The sequence below is a fragment of the Micromonospora noduli genome (assembly GCF_003264475.1).
In the GTDB taxonomy this organism is placed as follows: domain Bacteria; phylum Actinomycetota; class Actinomycetes; order Mycobacteriales; family Micromonosporaceae; genus Micromonospora; species Micromonospora noduli.
On sequence record NZ_PYAC01000020.1, the window covers coordinates 91,221 to 111,664 of the forward strand.

General features: G+C 70.9%; 22 protein-coding genes. 7 read left to right on the forward strand and 15 right to left on the reverse strand.

Annotation, left to right across the window (positions count from 1 at the left end; translation table 11 throughout):
* Window positions 1-17: 17 nt before the first annotated feature.
* From MED15_RS20475 to MED15_RS20490, 4 genes are all read right to left on the reverse strand, one after another.
* Window positions 18-698 (reverse strand): cellulose binding domain-containing protein, encoded by a 681-nt coding sequence (locus MED15_RS20475; RefSeq protein WP_112725171.1) that lies wholly within the window; start codon window positions 696-698, stop codon window positions 18-20.
* A gap of 167 nt (window positions 699-865) precedes the next feature.
* Entirely contained in the window at window positions 866-1,540 is a 675-nt protein-coding gene (locus MED15_RS20480) for a hypothetical protein (RefSeq protein WP_146766737.1), read from the reverse strand.
* A gap of 97 nt (window positions 1,541-1,637) precedes the next feature.
* Window positions 1,638-2,027: a hypothetical protein gene (locus MED15_RS20485; RefSeq protein ID WP_112583299.1), complete on the reverse strand. Its 390-nt coding sequence runs from the start codon at window positions 2,025-2,027 to the stop codon at window positions 1,638-1,640.
* A gap of 37 nt (window positions 2,028-2,064) precedes the next feature.
* Entirely contained in the window at window positions 2,065-2,835 is a 771-nt protein-coding gene (locus tag MED15_RS20490) for a hypothetical protein (protein ID WP_112582945.1), read from the reverse strand.
* Window positions 2,836-2,854: 19 nt separating this feature from the next.
* Between MED15_RS20490 and MED15_RS20495 the strand changes: the two genes are divergently transcribed.
* The 3 genes from MED15_RS20495 to MED15_RS20505 all read left to right on the forward strand — a co-directional run bounded on the left by MED15_RS20495 (window position 2,855) and on the right by MED15_RS20505 (window position 5,087).
* The gene (locus tag MED15_RS20495; RefSeq protein ID WP_112582944.1) at window positions 2,855-3,043 is read left to right on the forward strand and encodes a hypothetical protein; all 189 of its coding nucleotides are present in this window, start codon (window positions 2,855-2,857) and stop codon (window positions 3,041-3,043) included.
* Between the two features lie 65 nt (window positions 3,044-3,108).
* Window positions 3,109-3,831, forward strand: coding sequence for an alpha/beta hydrolase (locus MED15_RS20500; protein WP_112736685.1), 723 nt, complete (start codon window positions 3,109-3,111; stop codon window positions 3,829-3,831).
* A gap of 236 nt (window positions 3,832-4,067) precedes the next feature.
* On the forward strand, window positions 4,068-5,087 hold the full coding sequence (locus tag MED15_RS20505) for an FUSC family protein (RefSeq protein WP_244220520.1): 1,020 nt from the start codon (window positions 4,068-4,070) through the stop codon (window positions 5,085-5,087).
* A 4-nt stretch (window positions 5,088-5,091) separates the two neighbouring features.
* On the opposite strand, the gene MED15_RS20510 is transcribed toward MED15_RS20505, so the two are convergent.
* From MED15_RS20510 to MED15_RS20520, 3 genes are read right to left on the reverse strand one after another with little or no spacing between them, the layout of a single operon-like run.
* On the reverse strand, window positions 5,092-6,036 hold the full coding sequence (locus tag MED15_RS20510; RefSeq protein WP_112582941.1) for a hypothetical protein: 945 nt from the start codon (window positions 6,034-6,036) through the stop codon (window positions 5,092-5,094).
* A complete protein-coding gene (locus MED15_RS20515) occupies window positions 6,033-6,524 on the reverse strand; it encodes a hypothetical protein (protein ID WP_112582940.1) in 492 nt (163 codons plus the stop codon). Before MED15_RS20515 ends, MED15_RS20510 begins: the two co-directional genes overlap by 4 nt.
* Before the next feature lie 3 nt (window positions 6,525-6,527).
* Complete coding sequence (locus MED15_RS20520) at window positions 6,528-7,748, reverse strand: macrolide family glycosyltransferase (protein WP_112736687.1); 1,221 nt, start codon at window positions 7,746-7,748, stop codon at window positions 6,528-6,530.
* 768 nt (window positions 7,749-8,516) lie between these two features.
* On the opposite strand from MED15_RS20520, the gene MED15_RS20525 reads away from it, so the two are divergent.
* Window positions 8,517-9,179: a C39 family peptidase gene (locus tag MED15_RS20525; protein WP_112601131.1), complete on the forward strand. Its 663-nt coding sequence runs from the start codon at window positions 8,517-8,519 to the stop codon at window positions 9,177-9,179.
* A 69-nt stretch (window positions 9,180-9,248) separates the two neighbouring features.
* Here the strand turns inward: MED15_RS20525 and MED15_RS20530 are convergent, their stop codons facing one another.
* Complete coding sequence (locus MED15_RS20530) at window positions 9,249-10,010, reverse strand: DedA family protein (RefSeq protein ID WP_244220521.1); 762 nt, start codon at window positions 10,008-10,010, stop codon at window positions 9,249-9,251.
* A gap of 213 nt (window positions 10,011-10,223) precedes the next feature.
* On the opposite strand from MED15_RS20530, the gene MED15_RS20535 reads away from it, so the two are divergent.
* Entirely contained in the window at window positions 10,224-13,076 is a 2,853-nt protein-coding gene (locus MED15_RS20535; protein ID WP_112700350.1) for an aconitate hydratase, read from the forward strand.
* Between the two features lie 107 nt (window positions 13,077-13,183).
* On the opposite strand, the gene MED15_RS20540 is transcribed toward MED15_RS20535, so the two are convergent.
* A complete protein-coding gene (locus MED15_RS20540; RefSeq protein WP_112736689.1) occupies window positions 13,184-13,486 on the reverse strand; it encodes a hypothetical protein in 303 nt (100 codons plus the stop codon).
* 255 nt (window positions 13,487-13,741) lie between these two features.
* On the opposite strand from MED15_RS20540, the gene MED15_RS20545 reads away from it, so the two are divergent.
* Together MED15_RS20545 and MED15_RS20550 are read left to right on the forward strand one after the other, a co-directional pair.
* Window positions 13,742-14,509 (forward strand): DUF5753 domain-containing protein, encoded by a 768-nt coding sequence (locus MED15_RS20545; RefSeq protein WP_112736691.1) that lies wholly within the window; start codon window positions 13,742-13,744, stop codon window positions 14,507-14,509.
* Window positions 14,500-14,688, forward strand: coding sequence for a DUF397 domain-containing protein (locus MED15_RS20550; RefSeq protein ID WP_091403772.1), 189 nt, complete (start codon window positions 14,500-14,502; stop codon window positions 14,686-14,688). The genes MED15_RS20545 and MED15_RS20550 overlap by 10 nt, the downstream gene beginning before the upstream one ends.
* Window positions 14,689-14,700: 12 nt before the next feature.
* Here the strand turns inward: MED15_RS20550 and MED15_RS20555 are convergent, their stop codons facing one another.
* The 6 genes from MED15_RS20555 to MED15_RS20580 form a co-directional block, all read right to left on the reverse strand.
* Window positions 14,701-15,960, reverse strand: a complete 1,260-nt coding sequence (locus MED15_RS20555) for an RNA polymerase sigma factor (RefSeq protein WP_279636251.1) — start codon at window positions 15,958-15,960, stop codon at window positions 14,701-14,703.
* A 5-nt stretch (window positions 15,961-15,965) separates the two neighbouring features.
* Window positions 15,966-16,301: a YciI family protein gene (locus MED15_RS20560; RefSeq protein WP_091403763.1), complete on the reverse strand. Its 336-nt coding sequence runs from the start codon at window positions 16,299-16,301 to the stop codon at window positions 15,966-15,968.
* Between the two features lie 85 nt (window positions 16,302-16,386).
* Window positions 16,387-16,998, reverse strand: a complete 612-nt coding sequence (locus MED15_RS20565) for a GTP-binding protein (RefSeq protein ID WP_112588672.1) — start codon at window positions 16,996-16,998, stop codon at window positions 16,387-16,389.
* Entirely contained in the window at window positions 16,979-17,365 is a 387-nt protein-coding gene (locus MED15_RS20570; RefSeq protein ID WP_030337267.1) for a DUF742 domain-containing protein, read from the reverse strand. Before MED15_RS20570 ends, MED15_RS20565 begins: the two co-directional genes overlap by 20 nt.
* Before the next feature lie 5 nt (window positions 17,366-17,370).
* Window positions 17,371-17,793 carry a roadblock/LC7 domain-containing protein gene (locus tag MED15_RS20575; protein ID WP_091403761.1) on the reverse strand — a complete coding sequence of 141 codons (423 nt, stop codon included), beginning with the start codon at window positions 17,791-17,793 and terminating at the stop codon, window positions 17,371-17,373.
* 91 nt (window positions 17,794-17,884) lie between these two features.
* Complete coding sequence (locus tag MED15_RS20580) at window positions 17,885-20,437, reverse strand: sensor histidine kinase (protein ID WP_112732372.1); 2,553 nt, start codon at window positions 20,435-20,437, stop codon at window positions 17,885-17,887.
* Between the last annotated feature and the right edge of the window lie 7 nt (window positions 20,438-20,444).

A 20,444-nucleotide genomic window follows, 5' to 3' on the forward strand; every position in this document is an offset into this window, starting at 1 on the left:
CCTTGCGGAAGTGCCGCTCAGAGCCCGTCGCAGCGAACCCCGTCCACAGTGCACTCCCTCGGCGTGCTGGACGCCCGCTCCATGTGGAAGCGCAACGACACCGAACCGCCGGGCGACACCTCGACCCCGCTGACGTACGTGAAGCCGTCATCTGACTGGCGGACCGTCCCCTGCGGGACGCCCTCCACCCAGGCGGTCACCAGCCGTCCACCGGAGAACTCCAACCGCACCGTCCAACCGCGGCTCCGGGCGGACGTGTTGACCATCGCCACCTCGCCGATGAAACCCCCGTCGAAGCTCTGCACCACCCGGTACCGCCCGGTCATCGCCGGCTGTACCGGCGCGGCCCGGCTCGGCGACCGCGTCGCCGTCGGCTTCCCGATCGGACCGACCGTCGGGTCAGCCGATGGTGAACCGGACCCGGCGGCGCTCGGCGGCAGCCCGCTCGCACGGCCGGATATCCCCGGCAGCACCGGCGCCGGAGACGGCACCGAGGTGGGCACGCTCGGCGCCACCACCGCGGACGGCACCGGCAGCGCCGGCGGTTGCGCGCCGTCCGGCGCGGGGCTACGTCCCCGGTACGCGCCCAGGGCCACGATGAGCAGGACCACCATCACGACGACACCGGCGCCGACCACGATCCAGGGCGACGTGGCGATCGCCACCGGACCGTGTGGCGGGCGCGGAACACGGCGCATGCCGGACATGTACCTCCTTCAGCGGACCGTCCGCGCAGCGTAGCGATCGGCGGCCCGGCCCGGAAAGCCTTGGCGGTGCAGCGGTGCAGCGGTGCAGCGGTGCGCCGGCGCGGCGGTCTTGCGGTGCGGCGTCTTGCGGTGCGACGGTCTTGCGATGCAGCGCTGGCTCAGCCGATCCGGCAGTCGACCTCGTTGATCGTGCACTTGACCGGTCGCTGCGCCGAGTCACCCCAGCCGACGCGCAGCCGCAGCGTCCGAGAGTCACCCGCATTCAGCGAACTGGTCCCGCGCAACACGAACTCCCCGTGCCCACGCCCTCGCACCGAGACGCCCGAGTCCTCACTCACCCGCAGAGTCCAGGTGTCGTCGTCGAACACCAACTCCACCTGCCAGTCCACCGACCGACTCGACTCGTTGGCGATCGCGAGCACCGCCGCGTCCCCGTCCCAGCCGTTCGTACCGACCTCGTACCGGGCGCTGACCGTGTCGTCCGCCGACGGGGCCATCAGGACGCTCGTCCGCCCCGGAGTCGGCGAGCCGGTGACGGTGGCCCGCGGTGACGGCGTACGACTACTGCGTGACGGTCGCGGCGACACCGAGCGCCGCTCCACAGCGGCCGGAGTCGGCCCGCCGGTGGCCGACGCGGCGGCCGGCACTGTCGGCAGGAACGTCGGAGGCGCGGCCTGCGGCGGCGCGTCCCGCTCCCTGGTCCGGAACGACAACAGCGCGATCACCAGGAGCACCACCAGCGCGCACACACCGAGCAGCACCACGATCCATGGCACCGACGCCAATACCCGCGCCGCCCGCGAATCTGCCGCACCGTCCGGCCGCACTGCCATCAGGTCTCCCCTCGTCCCCACCGACGCGACAGCGTAGCCACCGCCGCACGGACCGGAAACCGGCCGGGTACGGATCGGGCCGACCGGCCCCCGTCGGTCAGCCCGTCCGGACGACAGTGCAGATCAGTGGTCCGTCATCCGACATACGCAGCAGGTACCGGTACCGCTCCCCCGGCACCGCCTGCCCCCGACTGTCCAGGAACTCCCACTCCACCGCCACCATCGTCAACAGCGCGGACACCGGCTGCACGTCCTCGATCCGGGCGTGGGCCGCGACCAACTCCCGGTCCTGGTAGTCGGGTGCGGCGCCCACGAAGGACAGCGCCACCGCCGCAGCGGACGTGAACGAGAAGCTGTAGGTGTCGGCCACCACCAGCCCCGGCAGGGCGTAACAGCCGGCGATGGCCGGCAGGTCGCCGGAGGTCAACGCCACGCCGTACCGGTCGAAGAAGTCGGCCAACGTGTCAAGATCCGTGGAGGCGTTCACGGTCACAGCAATTGCCGGTCGCCGCCCAGGTCAAACCTCAGCGCGGCGGTACCTGAACCTCGATCTCGGAACCCAACCGGGCGTCAGCGGCCAGACCCAGGTCGTCCCCACTCCAGAACCGCCCCGGGTCATACCAGTTCGGACGCCGGCCCGCCGGCAGCAACCCCATTGCCTCATAGGTCACCGCCACCACCTCGGCGCAGTACGCCGTCTCCAGCGCCCGGTCCCGCTCCCCCGCCGACCGGGCCGGACTGGAGGGGTTGGCGCGGTCGGCCGGGTTGGGGCGGTCGGTCGAGGTTGGTCGAGGTGCCGGCTGGCCGAGGCGTGACAGCGCCGACAGCCGACCGAGGTGCGGCAGCGCGGGAAGCCGGCCGGGGCTCGGCAGCGCCGGCACCCGACCCCGCACCCAGCGCCACGCCAACTGGGCGGTTGACGGGAACGGCGTGCCGTCCAACCGCGCGATGGTCCGCAGCACCGCCCGCTCCATCTCCGCGTCGGCCGGCGGGTCGAGCTGCCGCAGCCAGGCCCGTTGGCCGTACCGGTTGGCCCAGACGCAGACTGCGTCCCGCAGGTCGTGCAGCTGGACGCCGCGTTGGTGGCTGCCCGACCACAGGTCCGGCAATGACCTGCCCAACTCCGCGTGCCACATCAGCGGCGGCATGTCGTCCAGCACCACCGCCATCCCGACGTGGTTCACCGGGCTGTTGGTGGTGAACTGGATCGCCCGGTCCGGCACGCTGCGACCCCGGAACACCCACACGTCACCGGTGCGGGTCAACTCGACGGCCTCATCCAGGCTGATGCTCATGAGGGTCTAGCCTAGGCCGATGCGGCAACGAATGCGGTGGTGGAAGGTTCTCGGGCTGGCCGGGCTCGCCGGCGTCGCGGCCTCCGGTGTGGTCATCGCGCGGGCCGAACGGCGTCGGCGCGCGTACACCCCCGAGGAGATCCGGCAGCGGCTGCTGGAACGGCACGCCCAGGCCGGCGACGCCGCGAAACCCGGCGACCCGGCCTGACCCACCGTCCTCTGTAGATCATTGTTGGGGCAGCCAGGCCGGTTGATGATCGATACGATGCGGCCATGACGACGCCCGTCGCACAGCGGCCCTTCGTCCTGTCCATTCCGACCGCGCCGGTCGAACGACACGGCAACGTCGACCTGCACCTGCCCACCGACGCCGGCCGCGCGCCCGCCGTCGTGGTGGTGCACGGCGCTCCGCTGCCACCCGACGCGCCCGACCCCCGCGACTGGTTGCTCTACCGCGGCTACGGAGCGCTGCTCGCCGCGAGCGGCGTGGTCACCGCGCTGGTCAGCTACCAGGTGTCCGACCTGTCGGCGCTGCCCGCCGCCGCCGACGACATCGCCGCCATGGTTGAGCAGGTCCGCGCCGATCCGCGGGTCGACCCCGAGCGGGTGGTGCTGTGGTTCTTCTCCGGTGGCGGCCTCTTCGCGGCCGACTGGCTGCGCGTCCCGCCGCCATGGCTACGCGGGATCGCACTGACGTACCCGCTGCTCATCCCGTTCCCCGGCTGGGAGGTCGACGCCCGGTTCCTGCCGGTCGAGGCACTCAGCTCCGGCACCGGCGTGCCACTGGTGCTGACCCGCGCCGGCCGGGACATCCCGCCGGTCCTGGCCGGCATCGACGCGTTCCTCCCCGCAGCGACCGCCCAGGGCTGGCCGATGCAGGTGATCGAGGTGCCGGACGGCCAGCACTCCTTCGAAATCCTCAACCACGGCCCGCAATCCGAGGCAGCCGTCCTGGCCGCCCGCGACGCCGTCCTGGAACTACTCGACGCCGGCTGACCCACCCCTCGGGCCGAATACCCCTCGTGTGCGGATGCGGAGGCTTCCGTCGCTGCTGCATCAGATTGGGGATCTCTCGCACCCGACGTTCGCCGCCGTACGACGATCGTGGGAGAGCCGATCGGTGGTGGGGGTGAGAGGTGCGCGGCAGACGTCGGGGTGCCCGACCGGCGGAGAGTGCGCTGCGCGAAGGCCGGGAAGCCTATGAACGGCTTCGCACCTACCTCATCCTCGCGGTGCAGGCGGGGCTGGCCGCCGGCTTGGCCTGGTTTGTTGCCAGCGACGTGCTGCACAATCCGCAGCCGCTGTTCGCACCCGCCGCCGCGGTCGGCACCATCGCGGCGGCCGTCGGCAATCGGGCTCGTCGCACTCTGGAACTTCTCGCCGGGGTGTTCCTGGGGGTGCTGGTCGGAAACGGGATCGTACGGTTCATCGGGGCGGGACCAATACAGACCGGTGTGGTCGTGGCACTGGCCATTTCGGCGGCAGCCGTCTTTCGCGGCAACGGCGCCGTCATGGTGCAGGCGGGAAGCACCGCGGTCCTGCTCGGCACAGTGTCTCCGGACCGGCCGGACCTGGCCGTGCCCCGGACGGCGAATGCGCTGGTCGGTGTGGTGGTGGCCATCGTGGTGGCCTTGCTGATCCTGCCGCTCAATCCGGTGCGGATCGTGCACCGCGCCGCTGGCCCGACAGTCGATGCCATCGCCCGGGAGATGACAGCCATCGCCAACGCTCTGGCTCAGCGCGACGCGCGGCAGGCCGAGGATGCATTACAGCGACTGCGTGCGGCAGAGGCGCAACGACGGAACACCGGCGATGTGGTCGCCGCAGCATGCGAAGTCGCGATTCTCTCACCGTGGCGGAGGAGACGGCTGGGCATCCTGCGTCGGTACGCGCGGGCGGCCGAACACCTGGAACTCGCCTACACCAGCAGCCGCGAGATGGTGCAGTGGGCGGTGTCGGCACTACACGCCCGGGAGACGCTGCCGGCCGGTCTCTCCACGGCGATCGAGCACTTCGGCCAGGCGTTCAGGCTTCTGCATCGTGACTTCCTGGCCGGACGAGAGCCGGACCGCGCGCGGGAGCGAGCGCTTCAGGTGATCAGTGACATCGACGAGGCGTGTGCCGAGGGTGTCGGGTCCTCCGGGGCTGTCGTCGTCGCGCAACTGCGGGTTGTCGTCAGTCAACTGCTCCAGATCTCCGGGCTCCCCCAGACGGAGGCGAATCAGCAGGCCGGTTTGAATGCCGACGTGTGAGCGTTCAGGGCAGCGGGCCGTCGGTCTCCGCCGTCAGGCTGAGCCGATCCCGGATCAGCGCGAGCACGGTGTCGGTGGTCCGGTCGAGGTGGCTGCGCCCGTCGGGTAGGCGAGCCTCCGGGGCGATGTAGCTGCGGGGACCAATGTGCGTGGCGGGGTCGAGCCGATGCACGGTGATCTTGCCTTCGCGGTCGGCCCGGTTCCATCCGCTCCAGCGGAACAGCCGCCACCGCTGCGGAAAGATCCAGGTGCCGACTCGCTCGATCCAGTCGCCGGCGCTGGTCAGCCGGTAGAGGTGCTGGGCGTGGGTGATGTCGTTGGCACCGTTGTGGAACCCACCGAGAGTGATCAGCCAGAGCGGAGTGCGTAATTGGGACCACAGTTCGTTCACCGCGCCGCTGGCGACCTGGGCGCCACCGCTGTAGCTGAGCAAAACCACGGGTATGCCGCTGTCCGGCTGGTAACCGGCGACCTGGAGCTCGGTGGCGATCTGTGCACCGACGGCACGGTTGTACAGGGGGCGGTAGCGGCGGTCGGCGGCGACGAAGATCTGCATCACGTTGTGCAGGAACAGCAGCAGCCCGATGTGGCGGCGCACCCAGGTCCAGACCGGCCGGTCGGCGAGCGGCACGGCCAGCGGGGAGTAGGGCTGCACCTGGCCCAGCACCCTGAGCTCCGGCGCGCGGTTGATCAGGCTCTTGACCAGTCGGCCACCATCGCGGGTGTCGTGGAAACGGCGTTTCCCGATGCCGTCCAGATAGACCAGGTAGGCATCCGGAGGGCGGTCCGGATCGGCCCCGCGGGCGTAGGACATGCCCTCGGGGCGGGCGATGGTGGGTGTGCGCCATCCTGCGGCGTAGACCAGCACCTCGTAGCGGGCGAGCAGGGCCTCGGCGATCAGCACCAGTCCCAGCCCGCCGAGCAGCAGCAGGAGCGCCAGTCCGATCACGCGACAGGCTCCGGTGCTCGTCTGGTGTTGAGCTTCACGACGAGGCGGCGAACGGCCTCGACGGAGACGCCGAGCCCGATTCCCGCGATCGTTACGCAGCCGGCGGCCTCCCACCAGCCAACCCCGGCCACCGTGGCGAGTGCACCGGCGAGGCCGGCCCCCACCCCGACCATGAGCAACAGGTGCAGCAGTGGCCCGAGAAGCGGGAACGCGAGGACGCCGGCAAGCACCAGCGGCGCAGCCAGGCCGGGTGTCCAGACCAGCGCGGCCTCGTCGGACGCCGAGGTCGGCAGCACCAGACCGGTAACGGCCCACGCGGACAGCGGCCAGAGCGCGAACACCGCGCCGTCGACGATCGCGCCCGCCAGCAACAGGCTGACCACCCGCACGTGCGACACGCCGGACAGGCGTGCCACCACCGGCAGGAGACGCCCGGCGGCCTCGGACAGCCCGGCGACCAGCAGCAGGATGGCGACGACGGGAGACATCGGTCAGCCCTGTGGTGGCAGATCGACGGCACCCGGCCGAGTGACCGAGCCGGTCTGCTGCACGAAGTGCTCGAGTACGTCGGCGGCACGCACGTAGCCGCCCGCCTGACGCTGGGCGGCCTGCAGGGTGCTCGCGGCGGCGCGGAATCGAGGCTCGTCGAGCAGGCGCTGAGCGAGGGCCCGCACGACCTCCACCGTGACGTCCTCGGTACGGATCGACAGGCCGGCGTCGAGCTCGACGATGCGGGAAGCCACCAGCAGTTGGTCGGCGCCCTGCGGGACCACCAGCATCGGGGTGCCGGCGTACAGGGCTTCGTTGACGCTGTTCACCCCGCCGTGGGTGATGAACAGCGCCGCGCGGGCCAGCACCTCCAGCTGCGGTACGGAACGGTAGGCGAGCACGTTGTCCGGTAACGGGCCAAGCGCGGCGGGATCGGTGTGTCCGGTGGACATGATCACGGTGCCACCCAGCGGGGCGAGCGCATCGGCGAAGGTGCGTAGCAGCTGCGGGGCGTCGAACACCGTGCCCATCGAGGCGTACACCACCGGGTCCCGCAGTCGATCGGCCGGGAACGACGAGTCTGCGGGGCGGGCACCGATGCTGGGCCCGACGAACTGGTAGGACTGGTCGAAACTGTCCGCCTCGGGGTGGAACGCCCGTGAGGTGTAGACCAGGTTGAGCGGCTGACGGATGTTGGCCAGGTCGATCAGGGGCAGCCGGCGGGTGTCGTACCGGCGGCGCAGCTCCCAGCGGGACCTCAGATAGCCCACGGTCGGACGGGGAAGGGCCGCCGCGGCGCCGAGCAACTCCCAGGAGCCGCGGGTCGGGCTGGGCACGTGCCGGTTGAAGGCGAACGTGGTGAACGACGATGCCGGCGGCACGCCGAGTTCGCGGGCGGCCACCGGCCCCCACGGGCAGAGGGAGTCGTGCACGATCAGATCGGGTCGGGTGCCCCGCAGATCGGTGAGGACGGCGGGCAGCACGCGCACGGCGGTACGCGCAAGCTGCTCCATCACCGTGAGGGGCGTCGGCGGGCCGGAGAGCGGTAGGTCGTCCCCGGGGTAGAGGAACACCCCTGCCCCGGTGGCCGCGATCTGCTCGGCGTAGGCCGGCGTCGTGTGGTAGGTGACGGAGTGACCACGACGAACAAGCTCGGCCACGACGGGCAGTGTCGGGTTGATGTGCCCGTGCATGGCGATGTTCAGGAATGCCACTGCGCTCATCGGCCGACCCCGGGCGGGGAAGGAGCCAGAGCCCGGCACATTGCAGCGTCCATGATCCACCCTTCTCGGTCAGAGCCTAGATGTTGCCTGGTGGCAGCGCGCCGCAGACCAGGTACTCGATTCATAAGCGACGGTTCACGTCGTTTCGGTGCCTGGTCAGCCTTGGCATGCCGTTAGCGTTGAATGTCCGGCCAGTCGGACCGGCCGCCTTCGCCCAGCGGAGTAGTGGGCGGCGGTGAGGGCGAGGTGGACCGCATCAGTCGGGCTGGACGTACCGAAGTGATCCACTCGGCTTTCATGATGTCGGGGCATCCCCAGCGCTGGGACACCGCGACTTTCAGGAACCCGAGTGGATCACGCCGTCGTGACCTCCGTGTCGGGTTCGCCGGGCCGGCAAGGTGGGTGATTTGCCGGGTTTGGTGTTGAGTGTCGGGTGGTCGGGGCCACCCCGGCGGCGGAATCGGCGGCCGGGCCGGGTCGTTATACCTGGCAGACCACCGCAACAGTCCGGGTCATGGTGCGCCGGCCCCCGCCGGGAACACCCGCCAGGCCTGCACGGTTACACCCCCCGAACGGCCGAGCACCACAACGGCTGACCCCCGCAGGTAGGCGGAATGACCGGCCACCGCGAACGGTTACACCCTGTCCCGACGCCGACCCCCTCGTTGCGGGTCACCGGGCAGAACTCCCTCGAACTTCCCCCGCACGCACTGATCCCCCTGTTGAAGTGCCGTGCGGGCACCCCCGACGCCAGAGGAGCACGCCATCATGCGTACCGATCTGATCCGTAAGACCGCCCTGACCGCCGCCGGCCTCGCCTTCACCGGCGGCGCCATCGCCGGCCCCGTCACCACCGCCTTCGCCGCACCCACCACCAGCAAGCCCACCACCCAGACCCAGACCGACCGCAAGGGCCACAGCGAGCGGGAACTGGGCGTGCGCTACGAAGCCCAGCCGAACTTCTACTACTGCGGGCCCGCCGCCACCCGTAACGCCCTGTCCGTGCAGGGCAAGAACATCAACGTCGATGACATGGCCAAGGAAATGGGCACCACCGAGGCCGGCACCAACTCCATCAACGACATCACCCCCGTGCTGAACAAGGAAACCGGCAAGAACGACGCCTACCGGTCCGTGGAAATCAGCACCCCCGACGCCGACACCAAGCAGACCGACACCCTGCGCGCCGACATCGTCCGCACCGTCGACGACGGCCGGGCCGTGGTCGCCAACATCGCCGGCACCAGCACCGACACCGACGGCAACACCCACTCCTACGAGGGCGGGCACTACATCAGCGTCGTCGGCTACCACGACAACGGCAACACCGTCACCATCGCCGACTCCGCCGACCCCAACCAGGCCGCCTACCAGATCAGCGTCGAGCACCTCGCCGACTGGATCGCCACCCGCGGCTACGCCACCAGCTGACCCACAAACCACCAGCACAGACTGAAGGGCCGGACCCCCACCAGGGTCCGGCCCTTCGGCATGCCTAGGTCAGTGCTCGCCCGCGCGGGTCGGCTCAACGTCGGGGGCCACCACAGCCGCCTGACCACGGGAGGCCGCCGCAACAGAGTGGCCGCCCGAAGCCGCCCCGACAGACTGACCGCCGGAAGGCACCTCGGCCGCCTCCATGTCGGCAGCGCCGTCGGCCGAAGCGACGCGGTGCGCGCGGCGGCGCAGCCACCAGGTGCTGCCGAGCCCGGCGAGCACCGCGAGGACCAACCCGGCCCAGGAGATGTCCTTCAGCCAGTGTTCGGCCGCCCGGCCAACGGAGTAGAGCAGGTACGTCGTGCCGAAGGCCCAGACCAACCCGCCGGCCGCGTTCGCCACCAGGAAGCGGCGGTACGGCACGTGCAGCGCCCCGGCGAGCGGCCCGGCCAGGATCCGCAGCAGTGCCACGAACCGACCGAAGAAGACGGCCCAGACGCCGTGCCGCGCGAAGCTCTGTTCGGCACGGGCGAGCTGCGCCGGGCCCAGGTGCTTGGGGAAGCGTCTGCCCAGCCGGGCGAGCAGCGGACGACCGCCGCGTCGGCCGACGGCGTACCCGACGGAGTCGCCGACGATGGCGCCGAACGCCGCCGCGCTGGCCACCCATTCCGGCTCCACCACTCCGGTGGCGGCGAGCAGGGCGGAGCTGACCAGGACGATCTCGCCGGGCAGCGGAACACCCATGCTCTCCACGCCGATCACTCCGGCGACGAGCAGGTAGACCACGCCCGGAGGCAGCGCCGAGAGCCAGTGCTGAACGTCGATCACTCGGCACCCCTTCCGAATCGGCCCCGACCCTACCCCGCCGAGCCGACGGGGCGGCGCGGTCGTGGGTCACCCAACCCGTGACGCCAGGTTGCGCAGATAGCAAGACGGACGTACGGTTTTGTTGGAAGCGGAATCGGGCGGTAAGTGTCACCTAACCTCGGCGGCACCCCGGCCGGTGCGACAGACTGCTCAGGACTACTCACGGTCGCTGGTGTGAAGGAGTACGACGTGGCGAGCCTCGACACCTTCGGTGCGAAGACCCAGCTACGCGTCGGAGACGCGAGCTACGAGATTTTCAAGATCGACAAGGTGGACGGCCACGCGCGGTTGCCGTACAGCCTGAAGATCCTGCTGGAGAACCTGCTGCGGACCGAGGACGGCGCGAACATCACCGCCGACCACATCCGCCAGCTCGGCGGGTGGGACTCCACCGCCGCCCCGAGCGTGGAGATCCAGTTCACCCCGGCGCGGGTCCTGATGCAGGACTTCACCGGCGTGCCCTGCGTGGTCGACCTGGCCACCATGCGCGAGGCCGTACGTGACCTGGGCGGCGACGCCAGCAAGGTCAACCCCCTCGCCCCGGCCGAGCTGGTCATCGACCACTCGGTCATCGCCGACCTGTTCGGCCGCGAGGACGCGTTCGCCCGCAACGTCGAGCTGGAGTACGAGCGCAACAAGGAGCGCTACCAGTTCCTGCGCTGGGGTCAGACCGCGTTCAACGAGTTCAAGGTAGTCCCGCCGGGCACCGGCATCGTGCACCAGGTCAACATCGAGTACCTGGCCCGCACCATCATGGAGCGGGGCGGTCAGGCGTACCCGGACACGGTGGTCGGCACCGACTCGCACACCACGATGGTCAACGGCCTGGGCGTGCTGGGCTGGGGCGTCGGCGGCATCGAGGCCGAGGCCGCGATGCTCGGCCAGCCGGTCAGCATGCTGATCCCCCGGGTGGTGGGCTTCAAGCTCTCCGGTGAGATGCCGGCCGGCACCACCGCCACCGACCTGGTGCTGACCATCACCGAGATGCTGCGCAAGCACGGTGTGGTCGGCAAGTTCGTCGAGTTCTACGGTCCCGGCGTGGGCGCCGTGCCGCTGGCCAACCGGGCCACCATCGGCAACATGTCCCCGGAGTACGGCTCCACCGTGGCGATCTTCCCGATCGACGCGGAGACGATCCGCTACCTGGAGCTGACCGGCCGCGACGCGGCGCAGGTCGCGCTTGTCGAGGCGTACGCCAAGGAGCAGGGCCTCTGGCACGACCCGGACGCCGAGCCGGACTACTCCGAGCGCCTGGAGCTGGACCTCGGCTCCATCGAGCCGTCGCTCGCCGGCCCGAAGCGCCCGCAGGACCGGGTGCCGCTGGGTGCCGCGAAGACGCTGTTCCGCTCCGCGTTGACCGACTACGTGGCCGACGACTCCGTCGGTGAGCGCGACCTCAAGCCGGGTGTCCCCCGCGAGGAATTGCCGCGTGGCGCCAACGGCCCGGCCGACGAGGCCAGCGCCGAGTCCTTCCCGGCCAGCGACCCGCCGGCCAACGAGTTCAGCGACCCGGCCGACGAGCCGCGTGACCTGGAGACCGCCGCGGTCGGCGCGGGTGGCCGGGCCAGCAACCCGGTCCGGGTCACCGGCGCGGACGGCGTCGAGTACGAGCTGGACCACGGTGCCGTGGTGATCGCCGCGATCACCTCCTGCACCAACACGTCCAACCCGCAGGTGATGATCGGTGCCGCGCTGCTGGCCCGTAACGCGGTGGAGAAGGGCCTGACCCGCAAGCCGTGGGTGAAGACCACCCTGGCGCCCGGGTCGAAGGTCGTCATGGACTACTACGAGCGTGCCGGCCTCACGCCGTACCTGGACAAGCTCGGCTTCAACCTGGTCGGCTACGGCTGCACCACCTGCATCGGCAACTCGGGCCCGCTGCCCGAGGAGGTGTCGGCCGCGGTCAACGAGCACGACCTGTCGGTGGTCTCGGTGCTCTCGGGCAACCGGAACTTCGAGGGCCGGATCAACCCGGACGTCAAGATGAACTACCTGGCGTCGCCGCCGCTGGTGGTCGCCTACGCCCTGGCCGGCACGATGGACATCGACCTGGCCAACGAGCCGATCGGTGAGGACTCCGAGGGCAACCCGGTCTACCTGCGCGAGATCTGGCCGAACAGCGCCGAGATCCAGGACGTCATCGCCCAGGCGATCGGCGCCACCGGTTTCAGCGCCGCGTACGCCGATGTCTTCGCCGGCGACGAGCGGTGGCAGTCGCTGCCGACCCCGACCGGCGACACCTTCGCCTGGGAGAGCGACTCCACCTACGTGCGCAAGCCCCCGTACTTCGAGGGCATGCAGCAGGAGCCGAGCCCGGTCGTCGACATCTCCGCGGCCCGGGTGCTGGCCAAGCTGGGTGACTCGGTGACCACCGACCACATCTCGCCGGCTGGCGCGATCAAGGCGGACTCGCCGGCCGGCTCGTACCTGGCCGAGCACGGCGTGCCGCGCCACGAGTTCAACTCGTACGGTTCCCGCCGGGGTAACCACGAGGTGATGATCCGGGGCACCTTCGCCAACATCCGGCTGCGCAACCAGCTGGTGCCGGGGGTGGAGGGCGGCTTCACCGTCAACCACCTCACCGGCGAGCAGACCTCGATCTACGACGCCTCGGTGGCCTACCAGGAGGCCGGCATCCCGCTGGTCGTGCTGGCCGGCAAGGAGTACGGCTCGGGCTCGTCGCGGGACTGGGCGGCCAAGGGCACGATGCTGCTGGGCGTCCGGGCGGTCATCGCCGAGTCGTACGAGCGGATCCACCGCTCCAACCTGATCGGCATGGGCGTGCTGCCGTTGCAGTTCCCGGTGGATGTCACCGCCGAGTCGCTCGGCCTGACCGGCACCGAGACGTTCACCATCACCGGGGTGACCGCCCTGAACGACGGTGAGACCCCGCGCACCGTGCTGGTCAGCACCGACACCGGCGTCGAGTTCGATGCCGTGGTGCGGATCGACACCCCCGGTGAGGCGGACTACTACCGGCACGGCGGCATCCTGCAGTACGTGCTGCGCCGCATGATCGCAAACTGATCGCGTAGGGCTGGTCGAAGGCCGCTCCCGCTTCGGCGGGGGCGGCCTTCGCCGTTCATGCCGGGGAAGGCTTGCGGTCAGAGCGCCCGGAGTGGGTGAACGGTCGGTCAGCGCAGCCGCAGCGCGACCGCGCGGGCCTCCTCGTCGGTGAGCGGCAGAAACCAGAGGAAACGGCGGACGATGGCGACCGGGTCGGGTCCGCCGGGCTGGCCGCGCAGGTCGCGGATCGCCCGGCGGGTGATCCGGGAGAACTCGGGGATCAGGGTCGCGCGACGGGCCGCGTCCGTCGGGGTCGCTCGCAGCGCCGGGCAGGGCCAGTCTCTACCGCAGGCGTCGCACGTCCACAGCGGGCCGTCGGCGGTGTGCGCGACCGGCGGGCCGCACCGGGACCGCCAGCGTGATTTGGGCACGTCGTTCCCCGCGCGACCGGGACCTCGGTACGGCGGGTGCCGTGGCCCGGTCGGGCCGGCGACGTTCCCACGGGGCGAGGCCGGTTGGCCCGGTCGATTGCCCGGCCGATGTGGGCGGTTGCAGGACCTGTCGTCGGGCATCCGGTGCTCCCTCTTCGATGCTGTCTACACAGCACCCTGCCGAGGGTTGCCAAGCGATCACACCGCGTAGGAGTATTTCCTTCCGACGTCTGGAACGTTCTGGAGGGTCTGGAGATGAATCGAGCCGTACAGGCGGCGATGGCCGAGAGGGGCCACACGGCGGACAGTCTCGCTGCTCAGATTGGTGTCGATCCGAAGACGGCCGCCAAGTGGGCGAGCACGGGACGAATTCCGCAGACGCGTCATCGCGCGCGGGTCGCCGAGCTGCTCGGCCGGAACGTCGACGAGCTGTGGCCGGACGCGCTGAAGCGCCGGACGCCGGCCTGGTTTCGGCCCTGGGCCGAGATCGAGCGCGAGGCACTGTCGCTGCGGTCGTTTCAGCTCGCGTGGATACCGGGCCTCTTACAGACCAAGGCGTATGCGCTGGCGACACTGGTCGGCGAGGCGCTGACACCGGCCGAGGCCGACGACCTCGCCGAGGCGCGGCTGAGCCGGCAGGCCATCCTGCGCCGGGAACGCCCACCGCTGCTCGTCGCGGTCCTCGACGAGGGAATCCTGCGGCGCACCCTCGACGGCGACCGGGCCATGATGCGGGAGCAGTGCGAGCGGCTGGCCGAGCAGGCCACGCTGCCGAACGTGTCGCTGTTCGTCGTGCCCGCCGACGTCGGCATGTATCCGGGCCTCGGTGGGCCGTTCACAGTGGCCGAGATGCCGGACGGGGCGCGGGTCGCGCACGTCGACAGCCAGGCCCAAGCACAGCTCATCGACAAGGTTGCCGACGTTGCTACGCTCGACCGACGGTGGGAACGCATTCGCGACGGCGCCCTGTCGCGTGCGCAGTCCCTCAATCTGATCAGGGAAGCGGCGGCATCATGGACCTGACCGGCGCTCGGTGGCGCAAGAGCAGCAAGAGCGGCAACAACGGCGGCGACTGCGTCGAGGTGGCCGACAACCTCGCGGGCGTCATCGGCGTACGTGACTCGAAGGACCCGGCCGGTCCGGCGCTCGCCTTCGACCCGGCGGCCTGGGCCCGGTTCCTGGTGTTGGCCAAGCGCGGCTGACCCCCCACTGCCCTACCGGGCGAGTTCGTCGGCCCGGTCGAGCAGCGCACGGCGCTCGGCGGTTGAGCCCACCGCTGCCGCCGCCTCCCGGAACAGCCCTGCCGCACGTGGCCGGTCGCCCTGTCGCGCCACCAGATCGGCCTGCACCGCCACGGCGAGCGGATAGCCGTCCAGCCCACCCCCGGCGCGCGCCGCGTCGAGCAGCACCAACCCGGCGGCCGGCCCGTACGCGTACCCGTGCGCGACCGCACGGTTGAGCGCGATCACCGGTGAGGGGCGGAGGTCGGCGAGCGCGTCGTAGGCCCGCGCGATCGTCGGCCAGTCGGTCTCGTCGGCCGAGGCGGCGGTGGCGTGGCAGGCGGCGATCCGGGCCTGCCACGCGTACGGCCCGTCGTGGCGTACCCGATCGATAGCGACCAGGCCCTCGGCGATGGCGGCGCGGTCCCACCGGTCGCGGTCCTGCCGCTCCAGTGTGAGCAGGTTGCCGGCGGCGTCGCGGCGGGCGTCCCGACGGGAGTGTTGGAACAGGCACAGCGCCAGCAGCGCGGCGACCTCGGACTGGTCGGGCATCAGCCGGTCGAGCAGCCGGGCCAGCCGGACCGCCTCGTCGGCGAAGGCCGGCTCGCCGTCGGCGACGTAGCCCCGGGTGAACAGCAGGTACAGCACGGCGAGGACGCCGGGCAGCCGCTCGGTCAGCGCCGGCCCGCTCGGCACCCGGTACGGGATGCCCGCCTGGGCGATGCGGGTGCGCGCCCGGGTCAACCGGCGGGTCATCGTCGACTCGCTGACCAGCAGCAGGCGCGCGATGTCAGCGGTCGGCACGCCGCAGACCGTTCGCAGCGTCAACGCCACCCGGGCCTCGATCGCGAGCGCCGGATGGCAGCAGGTGAAGATGAGACGCAGCCGGTCGTCCACCACGTCCTGCCCCACCTCGGGCTCGGGCTGCGCCTCGTCTGGCGTGAGCAACGCCAGGTCGTGCAGCTTTCGCCGCTCCACCGTGGCCCGGCGCAGCACGTCGATCGCCCGGTTGCGCGCCACCGTCATGAGCCAGCCACCCGGGTTGGCCGGCACACCGTCGGTGGGCCAACGCTCCAGCGCGACGGTCAACGACTCCTGGGCGCAGTCCTCGGCCAACGCCCAGTCCCCGGTCACCCGGATCAGGGTCGCGACGATCCGGGGGTACGCCTCGACGCTGGCGGCCGCGGCGGCCTCCGCCGCCGCCGCGCCGGACGGTGCCGGGGTGCGCACCGGCCGGCGCGGCGACGTGGACAACCTCGTCAGTCGGACAGGTCCGCGAACGGACGCAGTTCCAGTCGCCCGTTGCGGGCCATCGGGTGGGTGCGGGCCACCTCGATCGCCTCGTCCAGGTCGGCGCAGTCGAGCAGGTCGAAGCCCACGATCACCTCGGCGGTCTCCGCGAACGGCCCCTCGGAGACGAGCAGCTCACCGTCGCGAACACGGACGGTGGTGGCCGCGCTGGGCGACGCGAACACGTTGCCGGTCAGGCGGCGGCCACGGGAGTCGTTCTCCGCCACCCACTTCTCGATGTCGGGCAGCTCGGTGGGGTCGGTGTCCGGCTGGGTGTCGCTGCAAACGAACATCATGTACTTCATCTGGTCGCTCCCTGGTTTCTCGGGGTGTCGCCAGCATGACGATCGGCCGGCGGCGTTCCGGACACCCTCCCCCGAAAAACTTCTGTCAGTCTCCGCTGGCGGCGCGGCGACGGGCCTCGCGGGTCTTCATGGCGTGCTCCATCAGCGTGACGAGCACCTCCTTGCTGGACTCACGCTGCCGGGCGTCGCAGAGCAGCACCGGCACACCCGGGTCCAGGTTCAGTGCGGCCTGCACCTCGTCGAGCCGGTACTTCCGGGCGTCCTGGAAGCAGTTCACCGCCACCACGAAGGGCGTGCCCCGACCCTCGAAGTAGTCGATCGAGGGAAAGCAGTCGGCGAGCCGGCGGGTGTCGGCCAGCACCACCGCGCCGATCGCCCCCAACGCCAACTCGTCCCAGACGAACCAGAACCGGTCCTGCCCCGGCGTGCCGAACAGGTACAGCACCAGGTCGTCGCTGATGGTGATCCGGCCGAAGTCCATGGCCACGGTGGTGGTGGTCTTGCCCTCCACCCCGGACAGGTCGTCGATGCCGACCCCCGTCTCCGTCAGCACCTCCTCGGTGCGCAACGGCCGGGTTTCGCTGACCGCGCCAACCATTGTCGTCTTGCCCACGCCGAAGCCGCCCGCGACCAGGATCTTGATCGCGGTGGGCAGTGGCGTCGCTCCCGCCGGCCGGTCAGAGTGCCCGTAGTCCATTGATTACCGCCTCGAAGATGCTGTTGTCGGGAAGACCGGCCGTGGTCTGCGGCTCGCGGACCTGCACCAGGCTGCGGGCCGCCAGATCACCGAGGAGCACCCGGATGGTGCCCACCGGCAGGTCGAGATGGGCGGCGATCTCGGCGACGGACTGTATGCGTTGGCACAGCCCGACGATCGCCAAATGCTCAGGACCGAGACCGACCTCGGGCGTGACCTCGGCTCGGGTCGCCGTGACCAGGGAGATCAGGTCGAATGTGCCGGTGACCGGGCGGGCCCGACCACGCGTCACCGCGTACGGACGCACCACCGGACCCGCGTGGTCATCCACCCACTGATGGTCTGCGGACTCCCCCTGGACCGTCATCGCCGCTACCTCTCGCCGACCTGCTGATCAGTGCCGCGCGACGGCGATGCGACGTACTTGCCGACGCGGGTGACCAGCATCGCCATCTCGTAGGCGATCAGGCCGACGTCGGCGTCCTCGCTGGCCAGTACCGCCAGGCAGGCGTTGCGGCCGGCCGCGGTGACGAACAGGAACGACGACTGCATCTCGATGATGGTCTGCTGTACCTGCCCACCACCGAAACGCTTGCCGGCGCCTCGGGCGAGGCTCTGGATGCCGGCCGCCATCGCTGCGAGGTGCTCGCCGTCGTCCCGGCTCAACCCCTGGGAGGAGGCCATCAAGAGGCCGTCGGTGGAGAGCGCGACCGCGTGTTCGGCCTGCTTCACCCGGCCCACCAGGTCATCCAGCAACCACGTCAGGTCGGCGCTCGAAGCCGTCTTCTGGGTCACTTCGTCGTCCTCTTCTCGCCCGGCTGTGCGCCGTTGTTCGTCTGGGGCTCGACCGTCACACCGCGCGGAAACCCGCGTCGTCGGTGCTCGGTCAGGTCGCTTGTGGATCCTCGTCGGTCGGCTCGGACGGCGTCGCCGCCGGGGCGCCGGAGGCACCGCCGAGCAGCCGAGCCGCGTCGGTCCGCCCACGCCGGGTGCCGGTCTGGTAGGAGCTCATCATCCGGCGAACCTGCTCCGGTGGGCGCACCACATCCTCGTCGTCGGTTTCGGACACCGCTGGGTCGTCTCGCAACTCGGGAACGATGTTCGCCTGTCGGACCCGGACGGGCAGGCCGGAGTCGGTCCGCTCCGCCTCGGCGCGGGCGGGCACCGGGCCACCGTCGCCGGCCGGCTCTCCGTCGGGGGTCTCCGGGCGGGTGCGGTCGACGGCGGGCAGGCCGGTGGGCACGGTCGGGGCTTCCAGGGCTGGCTGGGCCGGGCCGCGCCGGGCGCGGGTGGGCAGGTCGGGGGTGCCGGTTGCCGGGGTGGTCCGCTGTCGGGTGGGGAGAACGGTGTCCGCCTCGGCCTCCTCGTCCGTCGTCGGCGCGGTGGTGTCGGCCGGCATCGGCACCGCCGAGGTCACCGCTTTCTCCGGCGCGGTGGTCGTCGGCGCGGCGAGCGCGACCGGTGCGAGGGACGCCGGACGGCCGCTGTCAGTGGCGGGCGCCGACGGCATCGGGATGGCCGAGCCGGTCCGGAACGACCCGGAGTCCTCCGGGGAGACGTCGGCCTCGGTGACCAGCTCCAGCGGGATCAGCACGACAGCTGTGGTGCCGCCGTACGCGGACTCCTTGAGCCGTACCCGCACGCCGTGGCGTTCGGTCAGCCGGCTCACCACGTAGAGCCCGAGGCGGGCGGCGTTGGCGAGGTTCAGCTCGGACTGGTCGACGATCCGGTGGTTCGCCGCGGCCAGATCCTCCTCGCTCATGCCGAGGCCCCGGTCCTCGATCTCGATGGCGAACCCGTTGGAGACCAGCTGGCCGCGGACCTCCACGGTCGTGTGTGGCGGGGAGAACGACAGGCCGTTCTCGATCAGCTCCGCGAGCAGGTGGATGACGTCGCCGACCGCGCGGCCGGCGAGCGAGACCGGCCCGAGCGGCAGCACGTTGACCCGGGTGTAGTCCTCCACCTCGGCCACGGCGCCGCGCACCACGTCGACCATCGGGACGTTGCGCCGCCAGGCCCGACCGGGGGTGGAGCCGGAGAGCACGATCAGGTTTTCCGCGTTGCGCCGCATCCGGGTGGCCAGGTGGTCGACCCGGAACAGGTCCTCCAACTCCTCCGCGTCGTGTTCGCGGCGTTCCATCGCGTCGAGCAGGGTGAGCTGGCGGTGGACGAGCGCCTGCGTACGTCGGGCCAGGCTCAGGAAGACCTCGCGGACGTTGCGACGCAGGTCGGCCTGCTCGACGGCGGTGCGCAACGCGGTCTCCTGGACCGCGTTGAACGCCTTACCGACCTGGCCGATCTCGTCGGTACCGAACTCCAGCGGGGGCGCCTCGGTGGCCACGTCGACCTCCTCGCCTCGGCCGAGTCGCTCGACCACGCGGGGCAGCCGCTCGTCGGCGAGCTGCCAGGCGGCCTCCCGCAGCCGGTCCAGCTGGCGCAGCAGGTTCCGGGCCGTGGTGATGGAGACGACGACCGAGGCGATGACGGCGAGCAGGCCCAGACCGGTGGCGAGCACCAGTCGGACGACGACCATCACGGCCACGCCGGTGGCCCGGTCCACGATGCCCTCGCCGCCAGCGGTGACGACGCCGTTCACCTCGGCCAGCACCGGCTCGACAGTGCCCCGCCACTGCTCGGCGCCGACCGGCAGCTGGGTCGACGGCCGGCCCTCGCGGATGATGCTGTCCTGCACGGCGCGCAGTCGGGTGAACGCCTCGCCCTCGACGAGCTGCTGGTAACGGCGCTGGTCGGCGTCGGCGAGCCGTACCCGGGTCTCCTCACCGAGGAACCGCTCCGAGCCGACCAGCGCGACGTAGCGGGCGTACTCGGGGCCGCTCATCCGACCGTTGCCGAAGAGGCCGCTGAGCAGCGCGTCCTCCTGGGAGACCAGCTCCTTCATCCGGTTGAGCTGGATCAGGGCCGCCGCCTCGCCGGCGATCTGCTTGTCGTCCAGGCTGCCCGTCACGTCGTAGATCTGGAAGATCGACTCGATCGCGCCGGTGTACGCCTCAGCGGCGGCGATCCGGTCGATCTTGCGGTCCAGCACCTCCGCGCGGGTCTGCTCCAACGCGTTGACCTGGGCGATCGTCATACCGAGCTGGGTGTCCAGTGCGGAACTGCCGGCGATGTCGACCTGCCAGTTGCGCACCGAGGCGGCGAAGTCGGCGGCCAGCTCGGCGGTCTTGCGCTGCTCAGCCTCGAGCGCTGTCCGCTGCGCGGTCTCGGGGTTGCTCAGGTACGCCTGGGTCAACCGCCGCTCCACCTGGAGCTCCTGCAACAGCGGCTCGCTCGGTGTGTAGACCTTGCTGTTGAGCAACTGGACACCGAGCAGGTTGAAGCCGTCGCGCAGGGTCACCCACGCCGCGAACATCCAGAGCGCGACCAGGGAGAGCAGCAGGGCGACAACCTTGGTGCGGATACTCGTACCGCGAGAACGCATTGAACCG

Bases quoted from the DNA above. Each gene is read 5' to 3' on its own strand.
- MED15_RS20475 (WP_112725171.1), bottom strand. From the start codon at position 698: ATGCGCCGTGTTCCGCGCCCGCCACACGGTCCGGTGGCGATCGCCACG.
- MED15_RS20480 (WP_146766737.1), bottom strand. From the start codon at position 1,540: ATGGCAGTGCGGCCGGACGGTGCGGCAGATTCGCGGGCGGCGCGGGTA.
- MED15_RS20490 (WP_112582945.1), bottom strand. From the start codon at position 2,835: ATGAGCATCAGCCTGGATGAGGCCGTCGAGTTGACCCGCACCGGTGAC.
- MED15_RS20495 (WP_112582944.1), top strand. From the start codon at position 2,855: ATGCGGCAACGAATGCGGTGGTGGAAGGTTCTCGGGCTGGCCGGGCTC.
- MED15_RS20500 (WP_112736685.1), top strand. From the start codon at position 3,109: ATGACGACGCCCGTCGCACAGCGGCCCTTCGTCCTGTCCATTCCGACC.
- MED15_RS20515 (WP_112582940.1), bottom strand. From the start codon at position 6,524: ATGTCTCCCGTCGTCGCCATCCTGCTGCTGGTCGCCGGGCTGTCCGAG.
- MED15_RS20520 (WP_112736687.1), bottom strand. From the start codon at position 7,748: ATGAGCGCAGTGGCATTCCTGAACATCGCCATGCACGGGCACATCAAC.
- MED15_RS20525 (WP_112601131.1), top strand. From the start codon at position 8,517: ATGCGTACCGATCTGATCCGTAAGACCGCCCTGACCGCCGCCGGCCTC.
- MED15_RS20545 (WP_112736691.1), top strand. From the start codon at position 13,742: ATGAATCGAGCCGTACAGGCGGCGATGGCCGAGAGGGGCCACACGGCG.
- MED15_RS20550 (WP_091403772.1), top strand. From the start codon at position 14,500: ATGGACCTGACCGGCGCTCGGTGGCGCAAGAGCAGCAAGAGCGGCAAC.
- MED15_RS20560 (WP_091403763.1), bottom strand. From the start codon at position 16,301: ATGAAGTACATGATGTTCGTTTGCAGCGACACCCAGCCGGACACCGAC.
- MED15_RS20565 (WP_112588672.1), bottom strand. From the start codon at position 16,998: ATGGACTACGGGCACTCTGACCGGCCGGCGGGAGCGACGCCACTGCCC.
- MED15_RS20570 (WP_030337267.1), bottom strand. From the start codon at position 17,365: ATGACGGTCCAGGGGGAGTCCGCAGACCATCAGTGGGTGGATGACCAC.
- MED15_RS20580 (WP_112732372.1), bottom strand. From the start codon at position 20,437: ATGCGTTCTCGCGGTACGAGTATCCGCACCAAGGTTGTCGCCCTGCTG.